Source organism: Seramator thermalis, assembly GCF_004138125.1.
GTDB lineage: Bacteria > Bacteroidota > Bacteroidia > Bacteroidales > Dysgonomonadaceae > Seramator > Seramator thermalis.
In genome coordinates this window covers 126,421-150,444 of record NZ_RXHS01000007.1, presented here as the reverse complement: position 1 = coordinate 150,444, position 24,024 = coordinate 126,421, and the positions used below count along the sequence as shown (strand labels likewise).

At 42.1% G+C, this 24,024-nt stretch carries 22 protein-coding genes; 9 read left to right on the top strand and 13 right to left on the bottom strand.

The features are described from left to right. The first annotated feature begins 52 nt into the window (after window positions 1-52). The 6 genes from EJN84_RS06905 (at window position 53) to EJN84_RS06880 (ending at window position 7,137) form a co-directional block, all read left to right on the top strand. A complete protein-coding gene (locus EJN84_RS06905; RefSeq protein ID WP_129594732.1) occupies window positions 53-1,474 on the top strand; it encodes a glutamate synthase subunit beta in 1,422 nt (473 codons plus the stop codon). 49 nt (window positions 1,475-1,523) lie between these two features. Further along, window positions 1,524-3,188, top strand: coding sequence for an asparagine synthase B (asnB, locus tag EJN84_RS06900; protein WP_129594731.1), 1,665 nt, complete (start codon window positions 1,524-1,526; stop codon window positions 3,186-3,188). 27 nt (window positions 3,189-3,215) lie between these two features. Beyond that, the gene (locus EJN84_RS06895; RefSeq protein WP_129594730.1) at window positions 3,216-4,862 is read left to right on the top strand and encodes a CTP synthase; all 1,647 of its coding nucleotides are present in this window, start codon (window positions 3,216-3,218) and stop codon (window positions 4,860-4,862) included. A gap of 394 nt (window positions 4,863-5,256) precedes the next feature. After that, window positions 5,257-5,736: a glutathione peroxidase gene (locus EJN84_RS06890; RefSeq protein WP_129594729.1), complete on the top strand. Its 480-nt coding sequence runs from the start codon at window positions 5,257-5,259 to the stop codon at window positions 5,734-5,736. Between the two features lie 38 nt (window positions 5,737-5,774). Beyond that, window positions 5,775-6,236: a MarR family winged helix-turn-helix transcriptional regulator gene (locus tag EJN84_RS06885; protein WP_129594728.1), complete on the top strand. Its 462-nt coding sequence runs from the start codon at window positions 5,775-5,777 to the stop codon at window positions 6,234-6,236. 37 nt (window positions 6,237-6,273) lie between these two features. Next, window positions 6,274-7,137: a VIT1/CCC1 transporter family protein gene (locus EJN84_RS06880; RefSeq protein ID WP_129594727.1), complete on the top strand. Its 864-nt coding sequence runs from the start codon at window positions 6,274-6,276 to the stop codon at window positions 7,135-7,137. Window positions 7,138-7,236: 99 nt separating this feature from the next. Here the strand turns inward: EJN84_RS06880 and EJN84_RS06875 are convergent, their stop codons facing one another. The 3 genes from EJN84_RS06875 to EJN84_RS06865 form a co-directional block, all read right to left on the bottom strand. Beyond that, window positions 7,237-7,452 carry a hypothetical protein gene (locus tag EJN84_RS06875; protein WP_129594726.1) on the bottom strand — a complete coding sequence of 72 codons (216 nt, stop codon included), beginning with the start codon at window positions 7,450-7,452 and terminating at the stop codon, window positions 7,237-7,239. Window positions 7,453-7,556: 104 nt separating this feature from the next. Next, window positions 7,557-9,020, bottom strand: coding sequence for an aminoacyl-histidine dipeptidase (locus EJN84_RS06870; RefSeq protein WP_129594725.1), 1,464 nt, complete (start codon window positions 9,018-9,020; stop codon window positions 7,557-7,559). Window positions 9,021-9,027: 7 nt separating this feature from the next. Beyond that, window positions 9,028-10,059, bottom strand: a complete 1,032-nt coding sequence (locus tag EJN84_RS06865) for a lysylphosphatidylglycerol synthase transmembrane domain-containing protein (protein WP_129594724.1) — start codon at window positions 10,057-10,059, stop codon at window positions 9,028-9,030. 192 nt (window positions 10,060-10,251) lie between these two features. Here EJN84_RS06865 and rsmA point away from each other — a divergent pair, with 192 nt between their 5' ends. Then, window positions 10,252-11,061: a 16S rRNA (adenine(1518)-N(6)/adenine(1519)-N(6))-dimethyltransferase RsmA gene (gene rsmA / locus EJN84_RS06860; RefSeq protein WP_129594723.1), complete on the top strand. Its 810-nt coding sequence runs from the start codon at window positions 10,252-10,254 to the stop codon at window positions 11,059-11,061. Between the two features lie 28 nt (window positions 11,062-11,089). After that, entirely contained in the window at window positions 11,090-12,034 is a 945-nt protein-coding gene (gene corA, locus EJN84_RS06855; RefSeq protein ID WP_101486634.1) for a magnesium/cobalt transporter CorA, read from the top strand. Between the two features lie 6 nt (window positions 12,035-12,040). Here the strand turns inward: corA and EJN84_RS06850 are convergent, their stop codons facing one another. The 10 genes from EJN84_RS06850 to trpS form a co-directional block, all read right to left on the bottom strand. Further along, window positions 12,041-12,916 carry a GNAT family N-acetyltransferase gene (locus tag EJN84_RS06850; RefSeq protein WP_129594722.1) on the bottom strand — a complete coding sequence of 292 codons (876 nt, stop codon included), beginning with the start codon at window positions 12,914-12,916 and terminating at the stop codon, window positions 12,041-12,043. 3 nt (window positions 12,917-12,919) lie between these two features. Then, window positions 12,920-13,870, bottom strand: coding sequence for a DUF2156 domain-containing protein (locus tag EJN84_RS06845; RefSeq protein WP_238943954.1), 951 nt, complete (start codon window positions 13,868-13,870; stop codon window positions 12,920-12,922). 167 nt (window positions 13,871-14,037) lie between these two features. Continuing rightward, a complete protein-coding gene (locus EJN84_RS06840; RefSeq protein WP_129594721.1) occupies window positions 14,038-15,648 on the bottom strand; it encodes an ABC transporter ATP-binding protein in 1,611 nt (536 codons plus the stop codon). Then, window positions 15,642-16,766 (bottom strand): nucleotidyltransferase domain-containing protein, encoded by a 1,125-nt coding sequence (locus EJN84_RS06835; RefSeq protein ID WP_129594720.1) that lies wholly within the window; start codon window positions 16,764-16,766, stop codon window positions 15,642-15,644. Before EJN84_RS06835 ends, EJN84_RS06840 begins: the two co-directional genes overlap by 7 nt. Beyond that, the gene (locus EJN84_RS06830; protein WP_129594719.1) at window positions 16,763-17,029 is read right to left on the bottom strand and encodes a PqqD family protein; all 267 of its coding nucleotides are present in this window, start codon (window positions 17,027-17,029) and stop codon (window positions 16,763-16,765) included. The genes EJN84_RS06835 and EJN84_RS06830 overlap by 4 nt, the downstream gene beginning before the upstream one ends. Further along, entirely contained in the window at window positions 17,026-17,523 is a 498-nt protein-coding gene (locus EJN84_RS06825) for a S24/S26 family peptidase (protein ID WP_129594718.1), read from the bottom strand. Before EJN84_RS06825 ends, EJN84_RS06830 begins: the two co-directional genes overlap by 4 nt. A gap of 3 nt (window positions 17,524-17,526) precedes the next feature. Further along, on the bottom strand, window positions 17,527-18,420 hold the full coding sequence (locus EJN84_RS06820) for a hypothetical protein (protein ID WP_129594717.1): 894 nt from the start codon (window positions 18,418-18,420) through the stop codon (window positions 17,527-17,529). A gap of 63 nt (window positions 18,421-18,483) precedes the next feature. Further along, entirely contained in the window at window positions 18,484-20,469 is a 1,986-nt protein-coding gene (locus EJN84_RS06815) for a hypothetical protein (RefSeq protein ID WP_129594716.1), read from the bottom strand. Window positions 20,470-20,516: 47 nt separating this feature from the next. Beyond that, window positions 20,517-20,654, bottom strand: coding sequence for a hypothetical protein (locus EJN84_RS12240; protein ID WP_165004129.1), 138 nt, complete (start codon window positions 20,652-20,654; stop codon window positions 20,517-20,519). A gap of 1,372 nt (window positions 20,655-22,026) precedes the next feature. Next, window positions 22,027-23,016, bottom strand: a complete 990-nt coding sequence (gene trpS, locus EJN84_RS06810; protein ID WP_129594715.1) for a tryptophan--tRNA ligase — start codon at window positions 23,014-23,016, stop codon at window positions 22,027-22,029. A gap of 327 nt (window positions 23,017-23,343) precedes the next feature. On the opposite strand from trpS, the gene EJN84_RS06805 reads away from it, so the two are divergent. Continuing rightward, the gene (locus EJN84_RS06805) at window positions 23,344-24,018 is read left to right on the top strand and encodes a succinate dehydrogenase cytochrome b subunit (RefSeq protein ID WP_129594714.1); all 675 of its coding nucleotides are present in this window, start codon (window positions 23,344-23,346) and stop codon (window positions 24,016-24,018) included. Window positions 24,019-24,024: the final 6 nt, after the last annotated feature.

Sequence of the window (24,024 nt, the reverse complement as noted above, 5' to 3'; positions counted from 1 at the left end):
ACTGGTTAAAACTACAGCCATTGGCGCAATCAAGATATAAATTCAACAAAAAATGGGAAATCCTAAGGCATTCAAGACGATTCCTCGCAAAGAAGCGGGCTATCGTCCCGTCTATGAAAGAATATACGACTTCGGCGAAGTAGAACAAACACTCAATCGCGAAGACCGAAAGTTGCAGGCATCGCGCTGTATGGACTGCGGCATACCTTTTTGTCACTGGGGCTGTCCGCTGGGGAATATTATGCCCGAATGGCAAGACCTGATCTACAAAAACGAGTGGAAAAAAGCCATCGATGTGCTCCACCAAACAAACAATTTCCCCGATTTCACCGGAAGAGTTTGTCCTGCACCTTGCGAAAAAGCTTGCGTACTCAATCTGCATGATGCACCGGTAACCATTCGCGAAAACGAAGCAGCCGTTACCGAAGTAGCTTTCAACGAAGGAATGATTAAGGCAAATCCGCCTAAATACAGAACAGGACGAAAGGTAGCCGTAATTGGATCGGGGCCGGCAGGCTTGGCCGCCGCCGATCAACTCAATAAGAAAGGCCATTGGGTAACCGTTTTCGAAAAAGATCACCGAATCGGGGGATTGATGCGTTATGGTATCCCCAATTTCAAACTGAATAAAAACATTATCGATCGACGTCTGTCATTGTTGGAAGAAGAAGGTATCATCTTTAAGCCTGATGTAGAAATCGGAAAAACCATATCGGGAAATGAAATAATCGACCAATTTGAGGCAGTGTGCATTGCCATTGGCGCAGGACATCCACGCGACATTAATCCGAAGGGGCGGGAACTGAAAGGGATTTACTTCGCCATGGATTTCCTTTCGCAACAAAACCGGAAAATCATGGGCGATGAGATAACGAATCCGGAAACAATTACTGCAAAAGACAAGTATGTATTGGTGATTGGAGGTGGCGATACGGGATCGGACTGTGTGGGAACCTCCATACGTCAGGGAGCAAAAAAAGTTACTCAGATCGAAATCATGCCCCAACCTCCGGTCGGCAAAAATCCGGACACGCCGTGGCCCTTCTATCCAAATGTTTTGAAGACATCGAGCTCTCATGAAGAAGGCTGCGAAAGATACTGGTCGCTCAATACGCTCGAATTTAGAGGAGAAGAAGGCATGGTAAAAGAGGTTGTGGTGGAAGAAGTTGAATGGAAAAAGGACGAAAATGGACGGATGCAAATGTTGTCAACCGGCAAAACTCGTACAATAAGGGCAGATATCGTGTTTCTGGCTTTAGGATTCGTTCATCCCGTGCACGAAGGCTTGCTTGAAGAGCTGGGTGTAAAATATGACGGAAGAGGAAACGTTGCCATCGACTCGAAAAATCGCAGCAGCGTCGATAAAGTTTTTGCTGCCGGTGACGCCGCCTCCGGCGCAAGTTTGGTGGTACGAGCCATTGCCTCGGGGCGGAAAGTTGCCGAAGGCATTCATCAATTTCTGATGAAAGAATGATTTTCTTCAATCTCGGTTTATAAAATATTCAAACAAAAACTACTTTCTTATGTGTGGAATAGTCTGTACCTTCAATATAAAACGGCCGGAAGAATCATTGCGTCCGCAAATCCTCAAAATGTCGAAAACCATCCGTCATCGCGGGCCGGACTGGTCGGGAATTTTTTCGAACGATAAAGCCATTATGGCTCACGAACGCCTCTCAATCGTAGATCCAGAATCGGGAGGACAACCACTCTATAGCAAGGATAGAAAATTGGTGCTGGCAGTAAATGGCGAAATATACAATCATCGCGAAATACGCAAACATTTCGAAGGGAAGTACGAATTCCTCACCCAATCGGACTGCGAAGTCATCCTCGCACTCTATCGCGAAAAGGGACCGAACTTTCTTGAGGATCTCAATGGAATTTTTGCCTTTGCTCTCTATGACATCGAAAACAATCGCTTTCTGATCGGACGCGACCACATCGGCATTATTCCCCTCTATCAGGGATGGGACAAAGATGGAGCCTACTACGTGGCTTCGGAGTTGAAAGCGCTTGAGGGCTATTGCAACAAAATCGAAGAATTTTTACCCGGACAGTATTTCTACAGTTGTGACAGTCAACCCACACAATGGTATCATCGGGACTGGATGGAATATGACAATGTGAAGGACAATACCTCCAACGTTGAAACGCTTCGTAAAGCTCTCGAAGATGCCGTAGAACGTCAGCTGATGTCCGACGTACCCTACGGAGTCCTCCTTTCCGGAGGATTGGACAGCTCTATCATTTCCGCTGTTGCAAAAAAATTTGCTGCACGACGCATCGAAAGTGGCAACAAAGAAGAAGCTTGGTGGCCTCGCCTTCATTCGTTTGCTATTGGACTTGAAGGATCACCCGACTTGGCTGCTGCGCGCAAGGTGGCCGAACACATCGGTTCCATTCATCACGAAATTCATTACACCGTACAGGAAGGGCTCGACGCTATTCGCGATGTCATTTACCACATCGAAACCTACGATGTTACCACCGTACGGGCCAGCACTCCCATGTATCTGTTGGCACGTTATATCAAATCGATGGGCGTAAAAATGGTACTTTCAGGCGAAGGCGCCGACGAAATTTTTGGAGGCTATCTCTACTTTCACAAAGCGCCAAATGCACGAGAGTTTCACGAAGAAACAGTGCGTAAACTCGGCAAGCTGCATCTCTACGATTGTCTGCGTGCCAACAAGTCGCTTGCAGCATGGGGTGTGGAAGGACGCGTACCTTTTCTCGACAAGGAATTTCTGGATGTTGCCATGCGCCTCAACCCTCGCGATAAGATGGCATGCAACGGCAAAATAGAGAAACATATTCTACGTGAAGCTTTTCAGGATTATCTGCCCAAAGAAATTGCCTGGCGACAAAAAGAACAATTTTCCGATGGAGTCGGCTATAGCTGGATCGATTCTCTCAAAGCTATAGCCAACGAGAAAGTTTCGGACGAACAAATGGAAAACGTACAATATCGTTTTCCCATCAATCCGCCAATGACCAAAGAGGAATACGTGTATCGTTCCATCTATAGCGAACTCTTCCCCTCGGACAGTGCGGCACGATGCGTCCCTTCAGAAGCCTCCGTTGCATGCAGCACATCTGTTGCCCTCGAATGGGATGCTGCTTTCAAAAATAATGCTGACCCCTCGGGCCGTTCCGTAAAAGATGTACATATCGACGGTTTTTAGTAACTTTGCAGCAAAATCTGCACATTTATGAAACAAAATCCCGACAACACAAAATATATCTTTATCACAGGAGGAGTCGTTTCTTCCCTCGGTAAAGGCATTATCGCCGCTTCACTCGGCAAATTACTTCAGGCGAGAGGCTTCAGAGTAACTAATCAGAAACTCGATCCATACATCAATGTCGATCCGGGCACACTCAATCCCTACGAACACGGCGAATGCTATGTAACGGTTGACGGACAGGAAACTGACCTCGACTTGGGACACTACGAAAGATTTTTAGGGGTTGAGACACATCGAGCCAATAATATTACGACAGGGCGCATCTATCAAAACGTAATTAATAAGGAACGTCATGGCGATTATTTGGGCAAAACCGTACAGATCATCCCCCACATCACCGACGAAATCAAATGCAACATCAATTTGCTGGGCAATACCGGCAATTTTGATTTTGTGATTACCGAAATCGGAGGTACGGTAGGCGACATCGAATCGTTGCCCTATATCGAAAGTGTGCGTCAGCTTAAATGGGAAAAAGGAAAAAATTGCCTGATCATCCATTTAACCTATGTCCCATTCATTGCCGCCGCAAAGGAGTTGAAGACGAAACCTACACAACACTCCGTAAAAGCACTTCAGGAGCAAGGAGTACAACCCGATATTCTGGTGCTTCGCACCGAATACAACATTTCTGCCGAAATGCGCAAAAAAGTAGCCTTGTTTTGTAACATCGAACCCGAAGCGGTTCTGCAATCCATTGATGCTTCTACGATCTATCGTGTCCCGCTGAACATGCAGGCCGAAAAACTCGATGAGGTCGTATTGTCGAAAATGGGATTCGATTTGCGACAAGTTCCGCAAGCCGATATGAACGACTGGACTTCCTTTGTCGAAAAGCTGGAAAATGCCACCGACGAAGTTACAATCGGGCTTGTGGGCAAATACGTTCAGCTGCAGGATGCCTATCTCTCGATAACGGAATCGCTTACACACGCGGGAGCTTACAACAACCGCAAGGTAAAAATAGTGAAGGTTCTTTCGGATAACATTACGAACGAAAATGTGGAGAAGAAACTGCAAAAAATGGATGGCATCGTCATTGCTCCCGGCTTTGGCTCACGGGGAATCGAAGGCAAGCTGGTAGCTCTGAAATATGCTCGCGAACGCGATATTCCCTGCTTTGGCATCTGCATGGGCATGCAAGCCATGTCCATCGAGTTTGCACGCAATGTATTAGGCTACGCTAACGCCAACACCACCGAAATCGATCCCAACACGCCTCATAAAGTGGTAGATATGATGGAAGATCAGAAACATGTGCTCAACCTGGGTGGCAGCATGCGGCTTGGCGCCTATCCCTGCAAGCTAAAAAAGGAAAGCAAAGCTTTTCAAATCTATCAAAAAGAAGAAATCCGAGAACGCCATCGTCATCGCTTCGAATTTAACAATGCCTACAGAGCAGACTTCGAAAAGGCAGGAATGCTTTGTAGTGGCATTAACGAGGAATCCGATCTGGTAGAAATCATCGAACTTTCGGACCACAAATGGTACATTGGCGTGCAATTTCACCCCGAATATAGCAGTACGGTCATTCATCCTCACCCTTTATTTGTGAGTTTTGTGCGTGCAGCCATCGAAAACAGAATGAGCAAAGGAGAACACCCGAAATAAATCAAAACAATAGGATGCCATGATCGCATGGACTTGATTCGAACCAAGTACGACGCAAATACGGCGCAAATACGACCATAGTCTTTCTTGTGAATTCATATGCAAAAATCTACGAGCGTTTGAATTTTTCAATTTATTTCAAAAACACATTCTCACGATTGCACGTATGTTTTTGATGCGATTCAGATTCAATAAATTGTCAACCTTTGCATCCGGATCCGCATTACTTTTCAAGTAACCTATCGAAGGGAAAACATCAGCACATTTAAATGAAAAAATATTTAATCTTTCACGAAAAACTATAATATTTCCAACTAAATATATCGTGAACGATATATTTACATTATATTTGTATCGCGAACGATACATTAAAAACGTAAAAAACAAAATTTATATGGAATCGAAATTTTATGATATGAAAGCAATCTCATTGCAAGGCAAAGAGATTGGAATGGACAGCTACAAAGGGAAAGTTGTGCTGATAGTAAACACAGCCAGCAAATGCGGCCTAACGCCACAGTATGAGGGTCTCGAAAAACTTTATAGAGAATACAAGGACAGAGGATTGGTAATACTGGGCTTTCCGTGCAACCAGTTCGGCCATCAAGAACCCGGAACAGAAAAAGAAATTAGCGAAGGATGTTTAGTCAACTATGGCGTCACTTTTCCTATGTTCTCGAAAATAGAAGTAAACGGCAACAATGCGCATCCCATTTTCAAATATCTGAAAAAAGAACTAAAAGGATTCCCTAACAGCAACATAAAATGGAATTTCACAAAATTCTTAATAGACAGAAACGGGAAACCCGTCAAACGATTTGCACCTTTCGTGAAACCTGAAGAAATCAGGAAACATATCGAGAAACTGTTATAATTATCCATAACGGAATAGAATATTCTTATATTTGCAAAATGTATGAACAACTAAAACTTGAAAATCAGATCTGCTTCCCTTTTTATGCGGCTTCGAGACTCATCATCAGGGCCTATCAGAAGGATTTGGACACTTTGGGAATCACCTATCCGCAATATTTGGTGTTGATGGTATTATGGGAAGAAGAAAATTTATCGGTAATTAAAATTGGCGAAAAACTTATCCTCAACACCAATACCATAACCCCGCTGTTGAAGAGAATGGAACAACAAGGGTTGATCATACGCTCACCATCCTCGAAAGACCAACGAAAAATGATGATCGGATTATCGGAAAAGGGAAAAGCTATGCAAAAGGAAGCTGCGCAAATACCGTACAATTTACTAAAAAGATTACACATCGATCAAGACGAAGAGAAAATAGAGGAGTTAAAACGATTGAAATATCAAATAAAGGATCTGATGGAATTATTGAAAACTGAAGGCCAAGTTCAGCCATAAATTTTTGAAAGTAATTAAAGCAGAATAAAACTCGACAATGGAAGAGAAAATTAAACGATTAGCGATCGAGGCCCAACGTACCGAAATAACCGAGCACTACATTTATTACAAACTTGCTCAAAATTGTAAAGATACCGATAATGCGAAAATATTACGCAAAATAGGCGATCAGGAGAAGGGTCACTACAATTTCTGGAAGGCCAAAACCGGAATAGACGTCGGTCCCGACAAAAAACGAATCTGGATGACGACATTTCTGGTAAAAATATTGGGTTTGTCGTTCGTGCTGAAACAAATGGAAAAACGAGAAGGAACCGGTTCGAAGCTTTATGACACTTTGTCGGAATTTTATCCGGAAACTAAACTTTTTTCGGAAGAAGAAAAAAGCCACGAACAACAAGTCTTGAGTATGCTCAACGAGGAACGGCTGCAGTATGTCGGTTCGATGGTATTGGGACTAAACGATGCGCTGGTTGAACTTACCGGCTCGCTTGCAGGATTTACGCTAGCCCTCGGAAGTACAAAAATCATCTCGTTGGCAGGACTTGTAACCGGAATTTCAGCGGCACTCTCTATGGCTGCCTCCGATTATCTTTCGTCAAAAGCAAAAGGAGATGTTACTGCACGTAAATCGGCTGTTTATACCGGAGTAGCATATCTCATTACCGTAATACTGCTGATCTTACCCTTTTTACTGTTGACTAATAAACTACAGGCTTTGGCAATAACAATTGCGACGGTGGTACTCATCATTTATCTGTTCAATTACTACATCGCCACAGCGAAAGATTTAGATTTTAAATCTCGCTTTTGGGAAATGACATCAATCAGTCTGGGTGTTGCCGCCTTTTCTTTCGTAATCGGATTTCTACTCAAAAATGCACTCGGAATAGATGTATAATAGATGCATAATCGAAATATACCCCTTCCTGTTTTGTTGTCGGGAAAGTCTAACATTTTCCCTTTTGAAGTGGGAACATACTATTGAAAAAAGAAATGACTACTTCCGTCTTCGCTCTCGCAATTTCTGTCTTTTTCTCAAGACAAAAAACAAGAGCACACATACCATCAACGAAGTTACGATGACAAAATAAAACTCCTCCATTTTCCCCGACTGACTGTAACGAGGATAGCTGATGATAGCCATAGTGGCGATATAAATAAAAATAATTAGAGGTACAACCAGAAATAATTTGCTGCGAACACTCTGCTTCATAAGTTTTTAAGATAAAAAACGAAGGCTTTTGTTGTGACATTTCCGGTGATTAAAAAATCACCGGAAATGAAAAGAAATTTTATTTGCGATAAACCGATAAAAATCTACCCTATTTCCTCGAGAACAGAAATCAAATAATCATACGTGTTTGAAACACTTTCTATCTCCACATATTCGTCGGGAGAATGAGCTCCGATGATAGTCGGTCCAAAGGAAACGATATCGAGCGGATGATCTACATTCGATTGAATGATTCCACACTCCAATCCTGCATGAACGACAACAACCGATGGCCGTTTCCCGAATTTGTCCATATACACCTTTTCCATTGTAAGCAGCAACTCCGATGAAGCATTAGGCTGCCAGCCCGGATATGCACCATCGAATTCCACTTTGGCTCCGGCCAACAGGAAAACGCTCTCGACGGACGAGCAAACCCATTCCTTGCGACTTTCGGAAGAACTGCGAACAAGCAGTTTGACTTCGATTTTACCTTTCGACGATTCAACAATGGCCAGATTAAGCGAACTTTCCACCACACCCGGAAAATCAGCCAACATGCTGATTACGCCGTTGGGGCAACCTTCGACAGCATTGATGAGATCATCCTGAATTTCGGAAGGAATTAATGATTTTGGCAATTCGGTTTTTTCGGCTTCAAACGTAATTCCTTGTTCGATACCGGCAAACTCTTCGTTGAACAAATCTTCGTATTCCTGCACCAAATCCATCAAATCGTCGGATAATTGTTCGGGAATAGTGATAATAGCAAATGATTCGCGTGGAATAGCGTTTCGGAGCGTTCCGCCTTGAATGCCGGCCAAACGAGCTTCGTAGTTGCGAACAATATCTTTCAAGAAACGATTCATCAGCTTGTTGGCATTAGCTCGGCCCAAGTGAATTTGCGTACCGGAATGTCCGCCTTTCAACCCGCGAAGACTAATCTTAAAAGCTACGTCACCTTTATCTATTTCGACATCTTCCTTGTAGCGGAATGTTACGTTGACATCGGTTCCTCCGGCGCATCCAACGCACAATTCTCCTTCTTCTTCCGTGTCGAGATTGAGCATAAGCGTACCTTTCAACACCCCCTTTTGCAAACCGAAAGCACCATTCATTCCCACTTCTTCGTCAACCGTAAAAAGAGCTTCAATAGCAGGATGGTTCAACGTATTATCTTCAAGAACAGCCATCATCATTGCCACACCGATGCCGTTATCGGCTCCCAAAGTTGTGGAACGCGCTTTTACTTTATCACCATCTACATACGTTTCGATCGGATCTTTGGTAAAGTCATGCTTGATATCCGAATTTTTTTGTGGAACCATATCGAGATGCGACTGCAAAATCACGGTTTGTTTCGATTCGAAACCTTTGGCTGCAGGTTTGCGGATAAGCACATTGCCAACTTTATCCTGTTCAGTTTCCAGATCGAGAGATTTGCCAAAATCGGCAATGAATTGGGTAACCTCTTTCATATGACCGGTAGGTCGGGGAATTTGGGTGAGTTCATAAAAATGAGCCCAAACACGTTGCGGTTTCAGATTTAAAATTTCTGCATTAGCCATAATTGTATTATTTTGATAAATTTATAGATTCATAATTTTCTGAAGATTCAGGAACTTGTCGAACATCGCGTTTGACATACGGCAATGCCAAAATTGCCAGCGCGCCAAACACGATAATCCATATCGATTGAATGGTGAAAACCGCTCCGGCAAAAGCACTTGCCTGATTATACGCTACACCCAATATCACGAGCGACGAAATTGCCATGAAATGCCAAGGGCCCATTCCGCCTTGGGTAGGGATTAAAATCCCCACATTACACATCGAAAATACAACCAGTCCCGCAATCGGACCAAGATTTTTGGTGAAATCGAAAGCATAGAAGCACACATAGAAGAACAGATAAAAACATATCCATCCAAGTATGGTGTAGAGTAGGATTTGCTTTTTCTCTTTCATGCGAACAATAATTTTCATATCCTGCAAAATTTCGTTCAGAAATTTGTAAATTTTCCGAACCGGACGCGTATTTTTAAAAACCGTGAACATAAGCACCAATCCAATTATAATAACAACAATTGCCACATACAACCACGGGGAATTCAGTAACCGAATAATTTGATTGCCATAATCGGGATTTTCGTGAAAATAGGAAATAAAAAAATCGATATACAAAATGACACTCAAAAGCACCAAAAAGGCCGATGTCACAAAATCGACCATTTTATCCACCAAAAACGTTTCGAGCGTTTTGGAGAATGGTATTTTTTCGTATCTGGAGACGGCAGCACACCGCCAGATATCGCCTCCACGAGGAATCAAAAAATTGACCGCATAATTACCCAACATTGCCAATACCAACCTCACTTTATTAGGCTGATATCCGAGAGAATTTAGAAAAACGCCCCAGCGTAGCGAGCGAAAAATATGCCCGAAAAGGCCAAAAACAAGCGAAAAGAGAATGACCGACAAGTTCGATTCTCTTACAATCGACATTAATTCATTAAAATCTGTTTTGCGATAAAGCAACCAGATAATAGCCATTCCTAATGCCAACGATATGGCTATCTTCAAAAAGTTCTGAAGCGATTTCGTCATAAAATTATTTAGATATTCCTGTTCCCAATATCAAGAAACAAAATAATATTGAGCAGACATTCTTTTTTCAACATTAGCTTGCATAGGAATGAAAACAAACTATCTGCTTTTTTAAATGAGGTTTAGGCAGTTTTTTTAATAAAATCGCTACCTTTGCGGCCATAAAGATACGGATTATTCATCAAATAACGAATGGATTGGGTAAAACCGAAAAAAAATCTCGGGCAGCACTTTCTGAAAGATGCTGAAGTTGCACGCCGAATAGCTGCAACACTCGACGAATTTCCCCTGCTTCCGGTGATGGAAGTGGGACCGGGAACAGGTATGCTTACCCAATTTCTGATCGAGAAAGGACGTGATCTGACGGTCGTTGAAATCGATCGCGAATCCATAGCCTATCTGCACCAACATTTCCCTTCGTTAAAGGAACGAATCGTCGAAGCCGATTTTCTTAAACTCGATTTTACGAAATTTTACGGCGATCGTTCGTTCTGCATCATCGGAAACTATCCTTACAACATTTCTTCTCAAATATTTTTCAAGGTTTTGGACAACAAAAATAGGATTCCTTGTTGTTCAGGAATGATACAGAAAGAAGTGGCCGAACGCATGACAGCTTCGCCGGGCAACAAAACTTACGGCATTTTAAGCGTTTTGCTTCAGGCGTGGTACGACATCGAATATCTTTTTACGGTTGACGAAAATGCCTTTATTCCTCCACCTAAAGTCAAATCGGCTGTAGTCAGGCTCACTCGAAACAAGCGACGAAAACTCGACTGCGACGAAAAGCTGTTCAAATTGGTAGTAAAGACGAGTTTCAATCAGCGGCGCAAAATGCTGCGCAACTCCATCAAATCATTGCTGCCCGAAGAAACACCTTTACCCGACCACCCGATGCTCGACATGCGTCCCGAACAACTTTCGATAACTCAATTCGAAACGCTCACCAACCTCTTGACACCTTTGGTAAAGGATGTTTTCTCCACAGAGAAAAAGAACTGATTTATTCACCGATTAAAAACTGATTGACATGGCCGAAATCAAACTCTTTTATCAGAAGGACGGCATTATCAGGTTAAGTCGAAGCCTTGATTTTTTAAAATCCAATCCAATCCAAAACTTCCTCTGGATCGATCTTATGGACGTGGATGAAGAAATTGAAAACGAACTCGAAGATTTCCTCAAGATTTATATTCAGGAAGAAGAAGAAATGATTGAAATAGAGATGTCGTCTCGGTATATTGAAACCGCTGATACACTGGTCGTCAATTCCAATTTTTTGCTGTCGAATTTTGAAGTAGATCCGGTATCTTTCATCCTCAAAAATAATATTCTGGTTACCGTACGCAGTCAGGAACTTATTTCGTTCCACGAAACGGTAAAAAAAATATCGGCCAACCCCAAAAACTACAAAACCGGAGCCGATGTTCTTGTCGCATTATTCGAAACTCGCGTGGAATTCGACGCCGATATGATTGAGGACATGACTCAAAAAATTACTCAGCTCAGTAACAGTCTCAGTCTGCAAGAAGCTGATGAAGATTTGCTGTCGGAAATCAAAAACCTGCAGGAAAAAACGATGATGTTGCGCGAAAACATTATCGATAAACAGCGCACCGTTTCGAGCATGCTACGCAGCGACTTCATTTCACAGGAACTGCAACCCAAACTGTCGATGATTATCAAGGATATAAATTCGCTGGTAGAACACATCAAATTCAGTTTTGACCGACTGGACTACTTACAGGATACCTTTTTGGGTTATGTAAATATCGATCAAAACAAAATCATCAAAATTTTCACTATCGTATCGGTTATTTTTATGCCTCCAACGCTCATTGCAAGCATTTATGGAATGAATTTTCGCTTTATGCCTGAATTGGACGAAAAATGGGGATATCCGGCTGCAATCGGATTAATGGTATTATCCGTAGCCATCATCTTATATTACTTCCGAAAAAGGAAATGGCTGTAATCGGATCTACTCCAGCATAAAGTTGATTTGAGGAGCCTTTTCGGGAAACAATGAACGAAAAGGTTCTTCCGTTTGTGAAGTGTGGTATCCAAGCAGCAACTGCGACAGTTGACGGATATCCAATGAATGCTCTGTGGTTTGATTATTATGATCAGATTCAACCAATCCGTTTCGGAAACTGAAGTTTGATCGGTTTTTAGGTATTTCTGCGTCTGACAAGAAAAAAGAAAACGTTTTTTCGGGATAACGTCGGGCAAAAACGGTCAAAAGTTTTTCGACATCGATGATTCTCGACATTCCTGTCAGATTCGTTTTCGGAGGGAAATCGAAAAGTTTGGCTTCGTCCATAATTGCCCGAAAATCGTCGAACGTTTTCTGCACAGTCATGTCCTGCACGCGAAAATAGTTGTCGAACTCACGATAAGCAGCAGGCAAATTATCCGGATATTTCTCCCATAGTTGTCTGAGCGAAAAGATTTCTTTGTTCCCCGCATCAAAAGTTTGAGCAAAACCAAATTTCTCGTAAAATTCCAACAACCACTTCTCTTGAGGAACAAGCACGGCAAGCGGAATCTGTCGTTGCTGAAGCACCTCGAATGCTTTTCGGATGAGAGCTGCCATAAATCCCTTTTTTCGTGCTTCGGGCAACGTGCACAATCCCGAAAAATAAGCAATCGGAATTTCAGTCTGATGGAATGTGAAAATATACGGAAGCATTTGCAACGAAGCCACAGCCTGATTGTCATCAAAATAGACGAGTGTGTTTTCGTTGCGGTATTTTTCGCGGAAATAAATTTCCAAATACTCGTCGCTGTCGCCAAAGCAGGTTTTCCACATTTTCCTAACGAGCGATCTCGTATGTTCCGTTGCAAACGTTATCATAAGCTACTGCTCTTTTTCGCGAGCCACAAATTTTTCGAGCAAAATATCGGGTTGGTATGACAATTTGGCTTTTCGAAGCGACTCTATGCCCATATCTTCTTCACGGTTGATGTAGGTAAATTCTGCCGCTTCGTGAAGGACAAATTGCTGATTGATGATGGCGTAAGCACCATGAACATTCTCAGTCATGGCTTTTTCTACATGTACGATGAAAGTATCCTGCGTCAAAGGTTCGCCCAGCGAAAACGCAACCATCCGCCCTTCAACACAAATCACTCCGCCGCGAAGTCCGAAATATTCGAAATTTTCGAGCATCAGTTTAGTGGCAATGTTATCGTAAACCAGTGAAGGATCTTTGTCCTCTGCATTGTCAATCATCCATTGCTGCAACATACGGTGACATTCTTTCACAAGATCGGGATTGTTCGTCAGCGACTTGTACGACCAATTGTTTTCTTTCGTGAATCGGTTGATATGATTGCGTTTGCTCTGCAACTTTTTCCCTTTCAGATGGATCAATTTTTCAGACGTGTAAATATAATCCGAAACGCTTCGATTGAGATTGAAGGTGAATCTGTCCGGCTCGACGGCCTGCAATTCGCTGCACATTTGCTGCGTGAGTCCTCTTATTTGAAACCTTGTACCCAATTTCTCCGAATCTTGTTTCAGCAGATTGACAACCTCTTTCAAATCGCCTTTGCCGATGGGCAACAGATACGAATTGCCATCGACATTGTCTCGAAACCTGATCAGAAGCCATTCGGGGGTGGTTGTAAACTCGGTTTTAAATTTCTCCTGCCAGCAATATAAATTACAAAAGCACAAATCGGATGAACGGTAATTATTTCCCTTCAGATAGGAATCGATAAGTTGTTTATCGGAAAGCTCAATCTTTCGAAATGCTAACATGTATTCGTTTTGATGATTGTTTACTAAAAACAACAACCATGTCATGAAATTGTTTACTAGGAATAGATTTGAAATGTATAGTTATTATGTATCACCATTTCATTTACCTTTTAATTTAAAGAAAACTTATTCCTTGGTATTAAACAAAGAGTCATAGCTATCTAATTTTTGGGTGACCTACAAGTCAAATTGATAAATCCAAACGGATTCGGTTAAATCCTTACCACAATATCGCAGCACTTCACCACCTCCACATGATGCGTAACAAAAATCACGATTCTGTCCCCGATACCCTGCTTCAGGTGATGCAGGAAATTCTTTTCTGTTTCGATATCCAAAGCCGAAGTTGCTTCATCCAACAAAAGAATTTTTCCCGGCCTAAGTAACGAACGGGCGATAGCTATGCGTTGTGCTTGACCTTCGGATAAACTTGATCCATTTTCGCTCAAATAGGCATCCAACTCATCGGGAAAATCGAAAACAAATGATGCGGAAGCAGCCATCAATGCCTCTCGCAGCATTCCGTCATCGGCCTTTTCATTCCCAATCAATAAATTATCGCGAATTGTCCCACTGAAAAGCAAATTGCGTTGCGGAACATAAACGAAATTGGGGCGTGTAACTTCAGAAACTTCAAGCAGTTGGGTTTCGTTTCCAACAAGAATCGACCCTTTGTCCGGTTTCAATAAGCCGAGCAGCAAACGCAAAAGAGTTGTTTTTCCTGCCCCGGTTTTACCTACCACAGCAACCATTGTTCCCGGAGCAACATCTAAAGAGAAATTTTGCAGAACAGCAGGATAATCAGATGAATATGCATAGGAAAGATTTTCTATCGTTAGCCTCAAAGCACCCGGCGAAAAAATCTTGTCCTCATGATTTTCCAATTCAAACTTCATCAATTCGTGTAACCGATCGTAAGCTGCTTTTGCCGCAATTATTCCGGGCAGCAGGCGTATCAAATCGTAGACAGGACGCTGTATGCGCGAAACCAATTGCAAGTATGCAGTAACCGTACCAAAAGTAATTGTTTTTTTCGCCAGTCCGTATGCACTCCACAGAAATGCCGCAATATACCCTCCGTTAAATGCCACACTCATTAATGTGTTGGCCAATACAGATACGTTTGTTTTTTTGCTTACGCTCTGTTCCAGATCATTTTGCAGCGTTTTCAATTTGGCAAGACGGTCATCCTGCTTTTCAAAAGTACGTATCACCAATTGATTCAGCAAACTTTCCTCGATCCATTCCGTAATACGGCTTTCTCCTTTTTTTACTTCATGCGAATACTTCCGCATCTTATGGTAGTAAACCCTTCCGAACAAGGCAATCAGCGGCATTGCAACTCCCAGAATTATGGCCAGTACAGGATCTAAAACAAACAATAAAACCACTGCACCGATAAATTGGACCAATGCGGAAATTGTCAACGGAAAAGCCGTAACAAGCACATTTACCACGTCGTCCGTATCCCGAATAATACGGGTAAGCATATCTCCACTATGCAATGTGGGTAATTCTTTCCACCTTGTATAAAGAATATGCGAAAAAACAGTATGTCTGATGGTATTTCCCAACCGGACTTCGGTGATGTTCCGCAAACGAACATCCAACATCCGTAACATAATCTGTGTTGCGATCAATAAAATAAGAAAAACGGCATATTGTAGCAATACGCCTGTTCGTGCACCTGTGGCTATGTCGATGATGATTTTCGAAAACCACACAAAGAGCAATGACAATCCCACTTCGGCAATGCCTATCAACACAATTGCCGTTAAATGCCAACGAAAACCTTTGACAATATGCCGCAAAAACTTCAGCATCGAAAATCCTTTAATGTCAATTTCAATCGCGTAGAAAATTTGTAAATGGGCATGGTAAAAATATAGGACGGCGCTATGGAAGCATATACCCAACTTCTTTGTACGGCATGTCTGAAAGAAAACCACCTACCACTCCATTTTCCTGCAGGACGTTTTTTGCCGGAATGATAAAATCCGAAATGACCCCCATCCAAAATATCGTTCATCACCAAATCGGAATAAGGCGTATATTCTCCCAACTCGAAAGGAAAAATTTCGGGTGGCATTTCCAAATATTTCACGGTGGCATGTGCAAAAACACGCATCGGACGAAGCAGATGAAATTCCAGAGCTGTTTCCGTAAACTTTTTTTTGTCGATTTCGGCATGGCGGGCAGAAAGATACAACACCCAGTCGCATATCTGGCGCATGCCTACTCCAAAATAAACAAAATGATGAAAAAGATGTATAAAAAGGTATAAAGCATTGAATTCTATAGGTAGAACACGTATAGGCGTTTCGTTTATACGGATGATTTCAAAATTTTCCTTATCCGTTATCTCCTTTACTTTCCGTTGCAGCTTTTTGTCGATTTTTTTAAGGTGAACCACCTCAACAGTCTTGTGATTTTCAATATGAACTGCACCCCGGTTGTATCCTTGATGCTTTATGCTTTCCTCTTCCAAAGGATATCTTTTTTCGATAACCTGTTTTTTTGCCCGCTCATAATCGCCTTGCCGGTAAAAATACAGGTCCAGATCACCCGGAGTGCGATGCAGAGGGTTGGGATAATAAAGCGCATTCCCTTGTCCTTTCAACAATACGAAAGGCAAATCGGCCGCTTCGTGCTCATGAACAATTTCCGTTAAAACCCGGTTCAACTCCCTGTTTGCTGCTTCTATTTTTTCGGCATGCAACAAAAGCAAAACAGCTAATGAACGGGGCGGAGCATATACCTCCGGAAGTTTGGCCACGCCGTCGGCAATCAGGGCATTCACTCGTTGAATGCCCGCATAACGCACCAATAAACTCCAGGTTTCCTCGCTTACATTCTCAAATAGGGATTCCTTTACCGGTCGGTTCCGAATAGCCGAAACCAACAGTTCCAGAAAAAGTGGATAAATGTCCGACCTGTTCATGCAACTACGCCTGCCCGGCACAATTTTTCAGCTAATGCTTCGGCATCGACGGATGCCTGTCCGTAATCGATTTCGTATTTTTCCACAAGCAGTGCAGCCCATTGGTCAACGGTAAATTCTTCGTTTGCCGTTTGCTGCAACAGAAAGGCAGCAGACCCGTTCATGCTCACTACTCGCGTATAATCCGCATTTTTGCCGTCATTAAGGATTAATAAATATTCATCCCCTATCTTTCTTATGCTGATATTTTTCTTTATTTTCATCGTTTTTCTGCGGTTAATGTCTCAAGTTCTATTCCCGTTTTTCGACTCCAACGCCTGTCCAATCCCAACAATAGCCGGCGTAAAAAAACGCCGGAAGGCCATAACCAACCTTGCCATTTCCATCGAATACTCCCTTTAGTAATCATTTTACCGTTGTGGACAACTGCCGTTGCCTGAGCTACAACATCTTGGAATCGACAAACTTCAAGGGTAGCAAGGTTTCCGTCACCACGTAAAACAAGACCCTCTTTTTCGACCTTTTCGATGCGGTGAACAACAAAACGACCGTCACTCAACCGTACCAAAACGATATTTCCTTTTTTTAAATCCTCACTCTCGAGTTTTTCCAGTATAATTTTGTCACACCCGTTTCGGATGAAAGGTCTCATGCTCTCACCTTTAGCTTTGATGATTACCTTTTCTCCTGCAGCAACTCGATCGGCAATTTCATCAAAAAAAATGTCGTTGCGTACGATTTTCGTTTTTTCCTTCATCTTTCACAAAAAGAGCAACGATTCTGTCAAACTTACTGCTTCACGGTCGGGACGACAATCGAGTCTGTAAACCGGTACATGTTCAAGTATTGCGGCAAGGGTAGCGAAAACGGCATTTTTATGATGAACATCCGAGCGCATCATACTGCTTGAGGCAAACAACGTGAAAAAGGCTTCCTTCGCGCTCAATTTCGTGAGGCGGTTTTCCGGAGATTGATGAAGCAAAACAAAAGCGGCCACGCGGGCTTTTTCGTTCCGATAGCACGGCGTTTTGCCGCTCCACGGTGTGCCGTAAACTGTCACCTCGTCTCTTTCGTTTACACGCACCACCGGCTCATCGTCGTTCAGCAGCGAACAACCGGGTACATATTGTTGCCAAAGACGGCTGTGCGTACTTTTCCCTGTACCGCTTTTCCCCAAAAAAAGCAACGCTCTCCCCTCTTTTTCGATTACCGAAGCATGCAGCTTCAACGTGGAAAACAGTGCCGAAGCCATTCCGAAACTCACAATGAGAAAATTGTTCAAAAATTCGTTTTCGGTCTCCCCCTTCAACGTCACATCCGTCACCGGCAATTTCCAACCTTTGTCGGCATGAAGTAAACGGCAGTTATCGTTCTTACGCATTCGGATAAGCTGTTCACCCTCAACGTTGCGATATACCTCATAGCGAATGCCGTTCCATCGGAAATCGTCTGCAATCGTCATGTCTTTCATAACGTAAACCGATTCGTTGCACGATAAGCAGAACAGCAGATTCTCCCCGCCTTTGCACGTCGCCTCTTCGTTTTTTACCCGGAAGGGAGCAAAATTGGGCAACAAACGTTCCGTTTTTTTCGCATCGTCCGATTCAACGGCAATCAAAAAACCCGCAATACGATAATAAACCCGCTGTTTCACCGATATGGATACGCTTTTTTTTCGAAATTCATTTATGTATATTTCTTCCTTCAGAATGCGAAATCAGGCGGATGTTTTCACCCTCACAATTTTCACACTCCCGGCATTGTCGGTGTATACTACATAAAAAATTCCGTAAACATTAGCTACTGCCGGCTTCGTTCCCGATTTTATGGTTATTTCGGAATACGTATTTTCATACGTATCGTATTTTGTAAAAAGAGTTGAACCGACATAGCCGCTCACTACCGTATGAGAAGCATTGACCGACAACGAAGTGGGGGTAACACCCGTAGTAGCAATATCCGAAGAGTTGGTAAAGTTGATGGTCGTTCCGCTTGTCTGCAAAACAGCGGTCTTGTTCACATTATTATCTTTAAAAAGAGCCACCACATCGGTGCCATTAAAGGCTATATCATATACATCATGAGTGTCCCCTGATGTTCCGGCTGTTCCGCCACTTGCGCTAGTTGATGATTTTATGACAACGGAATAAGAATGATCTGTAAACCCTATTCCTCCATAAAATGAGTGCGCCCAAGTGATTATACTAAATTGATCGTCTCCATCTAATGCAATGTAGGAATGTTTATCATAATAAGCAGCCGATTTTGATCCACTCGAATAGTAATAATATCCATTAAAGAATAAAGTTTTCACAAATGTTCCCGAGCTGTTTTCTGCATACATAATATCTCTGTATCCATCTCCATCTCCGTTACTATCTGTATAACTGATGTCGGCATACCCTTCTGCATCGACGGAAATATCGGGCCTGGAACAAGTTCCTCCATAGTTGGAAGTAATATTTTCTGTATTCCAGTTTGTGCCATCGGAAGTTGTACGGTAAATAATTTGCCCGCCGGAGGTATAGACCACATGAGGATGATTGCCGCCATCGATGGCTATTCGAGCTTCTGTTCCTTCACCCAACAAAGTTTCGCCGGTCCATGTGCCGTCAAATTTTGCGGCATTATAGTAAACAGATCCCGATTTGGAATAAACGATTCCAATGAAATCGGTCCCTTCTGCAGCATGCATGATATCTCCTGTAAGGGACAAATCTTCCATCATCGAACGGGGTGAAAAAGCATCGTCTGCAAACTTCAGCAATGTACCATCCCATACTGCATAGAAGTAGTAACTCTTTCCGGAGGAAGCATCTCGAGAGGGTCTGCTATTGGAGCTTTGGGCAAGGATTGCATCACTACTGTTCAATACTTCCAACCTCAATGAAGGAACATCAGAAACGGGCGGGTACCAGCCCCAAAATTGTTTTTCTTCCCCTGCCGGCAAATTAATGGGTGAAGACAAATTGAAGGCCATATAATTGTTAGATACAGGTCCCGAAACAAACGTTCCCGATACAAGATTATATTGAACTCCGCCATTCTCGTCTCCATACAACCATTGCCCTGTGTCAGCTATAATTTTTATTTTGGAGATGCCATCCCAGGATGAAGCTGATGTGTTTTTTAAACGTACCGAAAAAAGAGAACCGAGGTGCGAAAATGTAACGGATATTGAAGGATTATTGACATCGATACCTGTTTGGCTAAACTTGAGCATTACGTGTTTTTGGTTTTGCACACCCGTCAAGTCTCCGGCCAATGATAGTCCCGTAGGAAGAATGGCAATCGTCGGGTCAGTGTCGGATAAACCTCCTCCACCATACATTCCGTATAAATCGAATGTTCCGGTTGTTATTTCTGTCGGAATAGTAATATCGAACGTAGCCCGTTTCCCATCGACAGAAATATCACTTACCGCAACCGTTTGTTTCACCTTTGTGCTGCCCTGTACAAAGCAGAGTTGAAGTTGATCACTGGCTTGCCAGGTAAGTTTGATGTTTTTCCCATCGGGCGTAAGAGCAATTCGGGTTTCTGCGCCCGTAGCCGGTGCAGTTTCCGATCCCTCATCGGGCATGGATGCCGTAAGAGTGATGGTGCGCCCCTTCCCCGTCTGTTGCTCTTCGACGATTTCTTTATTGTCAGCGCAACCTGCGATTAAAGCGGTCAGCACTACGGATAAAATTAGTATTTTCTTCATAATTATTCTGTTATTAAAATGATAAAACTCACTATTTAAATCGAAATTTACCAATCACCTCCATCAAAATCAGGTGGTGTTCCACTTCCTCCGAGGATGTTTTGCTCGGTTTCGATATCCGTTACTTCAATGGCGGGAGCTTCATAGAGCTCAACCGTTTTGGGAAATTCTTGACTGTTCTCCATAACCGTTTAATTTTTAATGGGTTTAAAATAGAATTTGTATTTGTCTTCTGTAATTGTTTTAAGTTTTAATGAAGAATAAATTATCGTACGAACAAACAATGATGAATACTTGGCAATCGGAAAAAAATTCTCACAATAAAATATATATATCAGCATCTTTCTGCGTTCCAAATACGTTCAATCAATTCAATTTTGGATGTAAAAGTATGAAATCAGAAAATGGAGAATGTCTCAAATCGTAAATTCATTTTCTCAAATCGTAAATTCTTACTTAAAGATGATGAAATTTCAGAGTATCTAACAAGTTTCGAAAACTGTTAGATACTCGTTTCCTTACATCGGCTTTTATCTTCAAAATAAATTATTAATTTATGAAATTTAATATCAATATTTATTTAATATTACATTTATTTTGATTCGTAAATATGTTTACGTTCATTTACATTTAGATATAGTCGTTAAGTTGAAACGGCAGTTTTATATCACTTTTTACACTTTCTAACGCGACGAGTGGGTTTTGTGTCATAACATTGGTCCCTTTCCATTTTGACGAGTGACCTTTGTGTTCACACAAAACGTACTTTCCAAAATGCGGAATGGCATTTGTGAACCCAAAATGGTCGCTTTTCACTTTGACGACCGACCTTTTACGATTTACATGACCCACTCCGTTAACAAATTATGGGATGTTGTGCCGTTTTCGATAACTATTTTTAAGGGGGAGTGGCTTTTGTGCAGACACAAAAGCCGTTCCTCGCGACGACGAGTGAGTTTTGTCTGCGAACAAAGGTCGTTGCTTTTAACGCCGAACAACCTTTTTCGGGTGAAAAAGGTCGTTCCTCATTTTGCGGAGTGAACAATTCAAACAGACATTGGTCGTTCCGCGTGATGAAGAGCGGGCAATTCGGCAAAAACAGGGTGCTCCGCATCCTGCGGAAGGGGTGATTTACCGATAAAAACCTGTTCCGCAAAATGGAAAGTAGGTTTTGTGTCTGCACAAAAGTCGTTCCGCGTGATAACAAACGGTAATTTCACACATCAAATTATCGTTCCTTTAACAGTCCGGTAACCTTTTCGATTAGTGATTGGTCGTTCCGCAAAAGGGGAAATACATCATGTGACGGTGAAATGGTTGTTCGGCAAAATGACGAGTGGGGTTTTGCCGGGAAAAAATTGGCAAGTGCAAAAAAAATATTGGAGAATATATTTTGGAAATGGTATCATTTCGGATTGAAAAAAACTATATCCTTTTATATAGTGAACAATCACCAGCTAAGATACACACTTGAATGGAAGCAAAAAAAAAGCTGATTCTGCATGCACAACAATTCAAGGATACATGAATCGTCGTGCATGTTTAGTGAATAAATAGTCAGAACGGTTTGAATCCCATGATTTCACGCACCTGCCGGATAGTTTTCGAAGCGCTTTCGCGAGCTTTTTCGGCACCTTCGGTAGTAACTTTCCTCAAATAGGATTCGTCGTTTTCTATTTCGATAATTCGCTCCCTGATAGGTGCAGTAACCTTAATAATATCTTCTGCCAATTGCTTTTTCAGATCGCCATATTTAATTTCACATCTGTTCCACAAATCTTCAAAATGTTGCACTACCTCGGGAGCAGAAACAACGCGAAGAATAGTGAAAAGATTTTCGATATATTCGGGTTTGGGAGAATTAAATTCAGTGGGTCCGGAATCGGTAAGTGCTTTTTTCACTTTTTTCTCAATTTCTTTGGGACTGTCTGCCAAATAAATGGCATTGCCTTCAGACTTGCCCATTTTTCCGCTTCCATCCAATCCGGGTATTTTGATAAGTTCTTGCCCAAAGTTATACGCTACAGGTTCTTTGAAAAACTCCACCCCATAAAAATTATTGAATCGGCGGGCAAAACGTCGTGTCATTTCGAGATGCTGTTCCTGATCTTTCCCGACAGGCACCTTGTCGGCATTGTGAACCAGAATATCGGCAGCCATCAGCGTGGGATAGGTCAAAAGTCCGGCATTCACGTTTTCGGGCTGTTTCCGCGCTTTTTCCTTGAAGGACGTAGTCTTTGCAAGTTCACCCATATAGGCATGCATATTCAAAAACAAATATAACTCAAACGTTTCGCGGACATCACTCTGCACATAAATTACCGATTTTTCGGGATCGATGCCGGCAGCAAGATAATTGACTAAAACGTTTTTCACATTTTCATGCAAATATCGCGGATCAGGGTGTGTCGTAAGCGAATGCACATCGGCAACAAAGAAATAACATTGATTCTCATCCTGCATGCGGATGAAGTTGCGCAATGCCCCATAATAATTTCCCAAATGCAAATTGCCGGTAGAACGAATACCACTTAAAACTATGTCCATGATTTCTGATGCAAAAAGAAACAATATTTTTTTGAGAGTGCAAAGATAACAAAAGAAAACGAAGGCAGATCTTTTTTGTATAATCAATAACTTTTCATTATGTTTGTGTAAACAATGATTCTGAGGTTAAATTATATTCATTCTAAAAAAACAGCATTACGGAAAAATTTCCGTAAATAATTCTTTTTAATGGTCAAAAGTAGTATTTTTGCAATCCGTTTTAGTGCTATTCGGAGAAAATTTCTTTTTACTTATAAATAAATTCATTTTCAAATATTTGCGCTGTATCACAACAAACAATTAAATCACTGAAAATAAAAGAATGTTATGAGTTGGTTAATAAAATCCTCTATCGGGCGGAAATTTGTACAAAGCATTTCCGGACTTTTTTTGGTATTGTTCTTACTGTTTCACATGTCGATGAATCTCGTGCTCATCTTCAGCTATGATGCCTATAATTTCATTGCAAACGAAATATTAGGAGCCAATTGGTGGGCAATCATCGGAACGGGGGTAATAGCACTCGGTTTCGTAGTTCATATTATTTACGCCATCATTCTGACGCTGCAAAACCGGAAAGCACGGGGTTCGGACAGATACGCTTCGGCAAGCAAAACACCGGTTGCATGGTCGTCGAAAAACATGTTTGTTCTCGGGGTTTTCATTCTGTTATTCCTTATCGTTCATTTATACCAATTTTGGTATAATATGCAATTCAAGGAATTGCTACAATTACCCGGAGCACGTGAAGATAGTGCTCAGCTCGTAACCGAAGTTCTCTCGAACGGATGGGTGCTTGCTATATATATCGTAGCATTTGCAGCGTTGTGGCTGCATTTGACTCACGGATTTTGGAGTGCACTTCAAACCGTTGGCTGGAACAACACTAAATGGATGAAACGTATAAAAGTTATTGGAAATATTTTTGCTACCATCATTTGTCTCGGATTTATGATCGTGGCAATTGCCGTTCACTTCGGTTTCTCAAATTTGTTAGGATAACAAAAG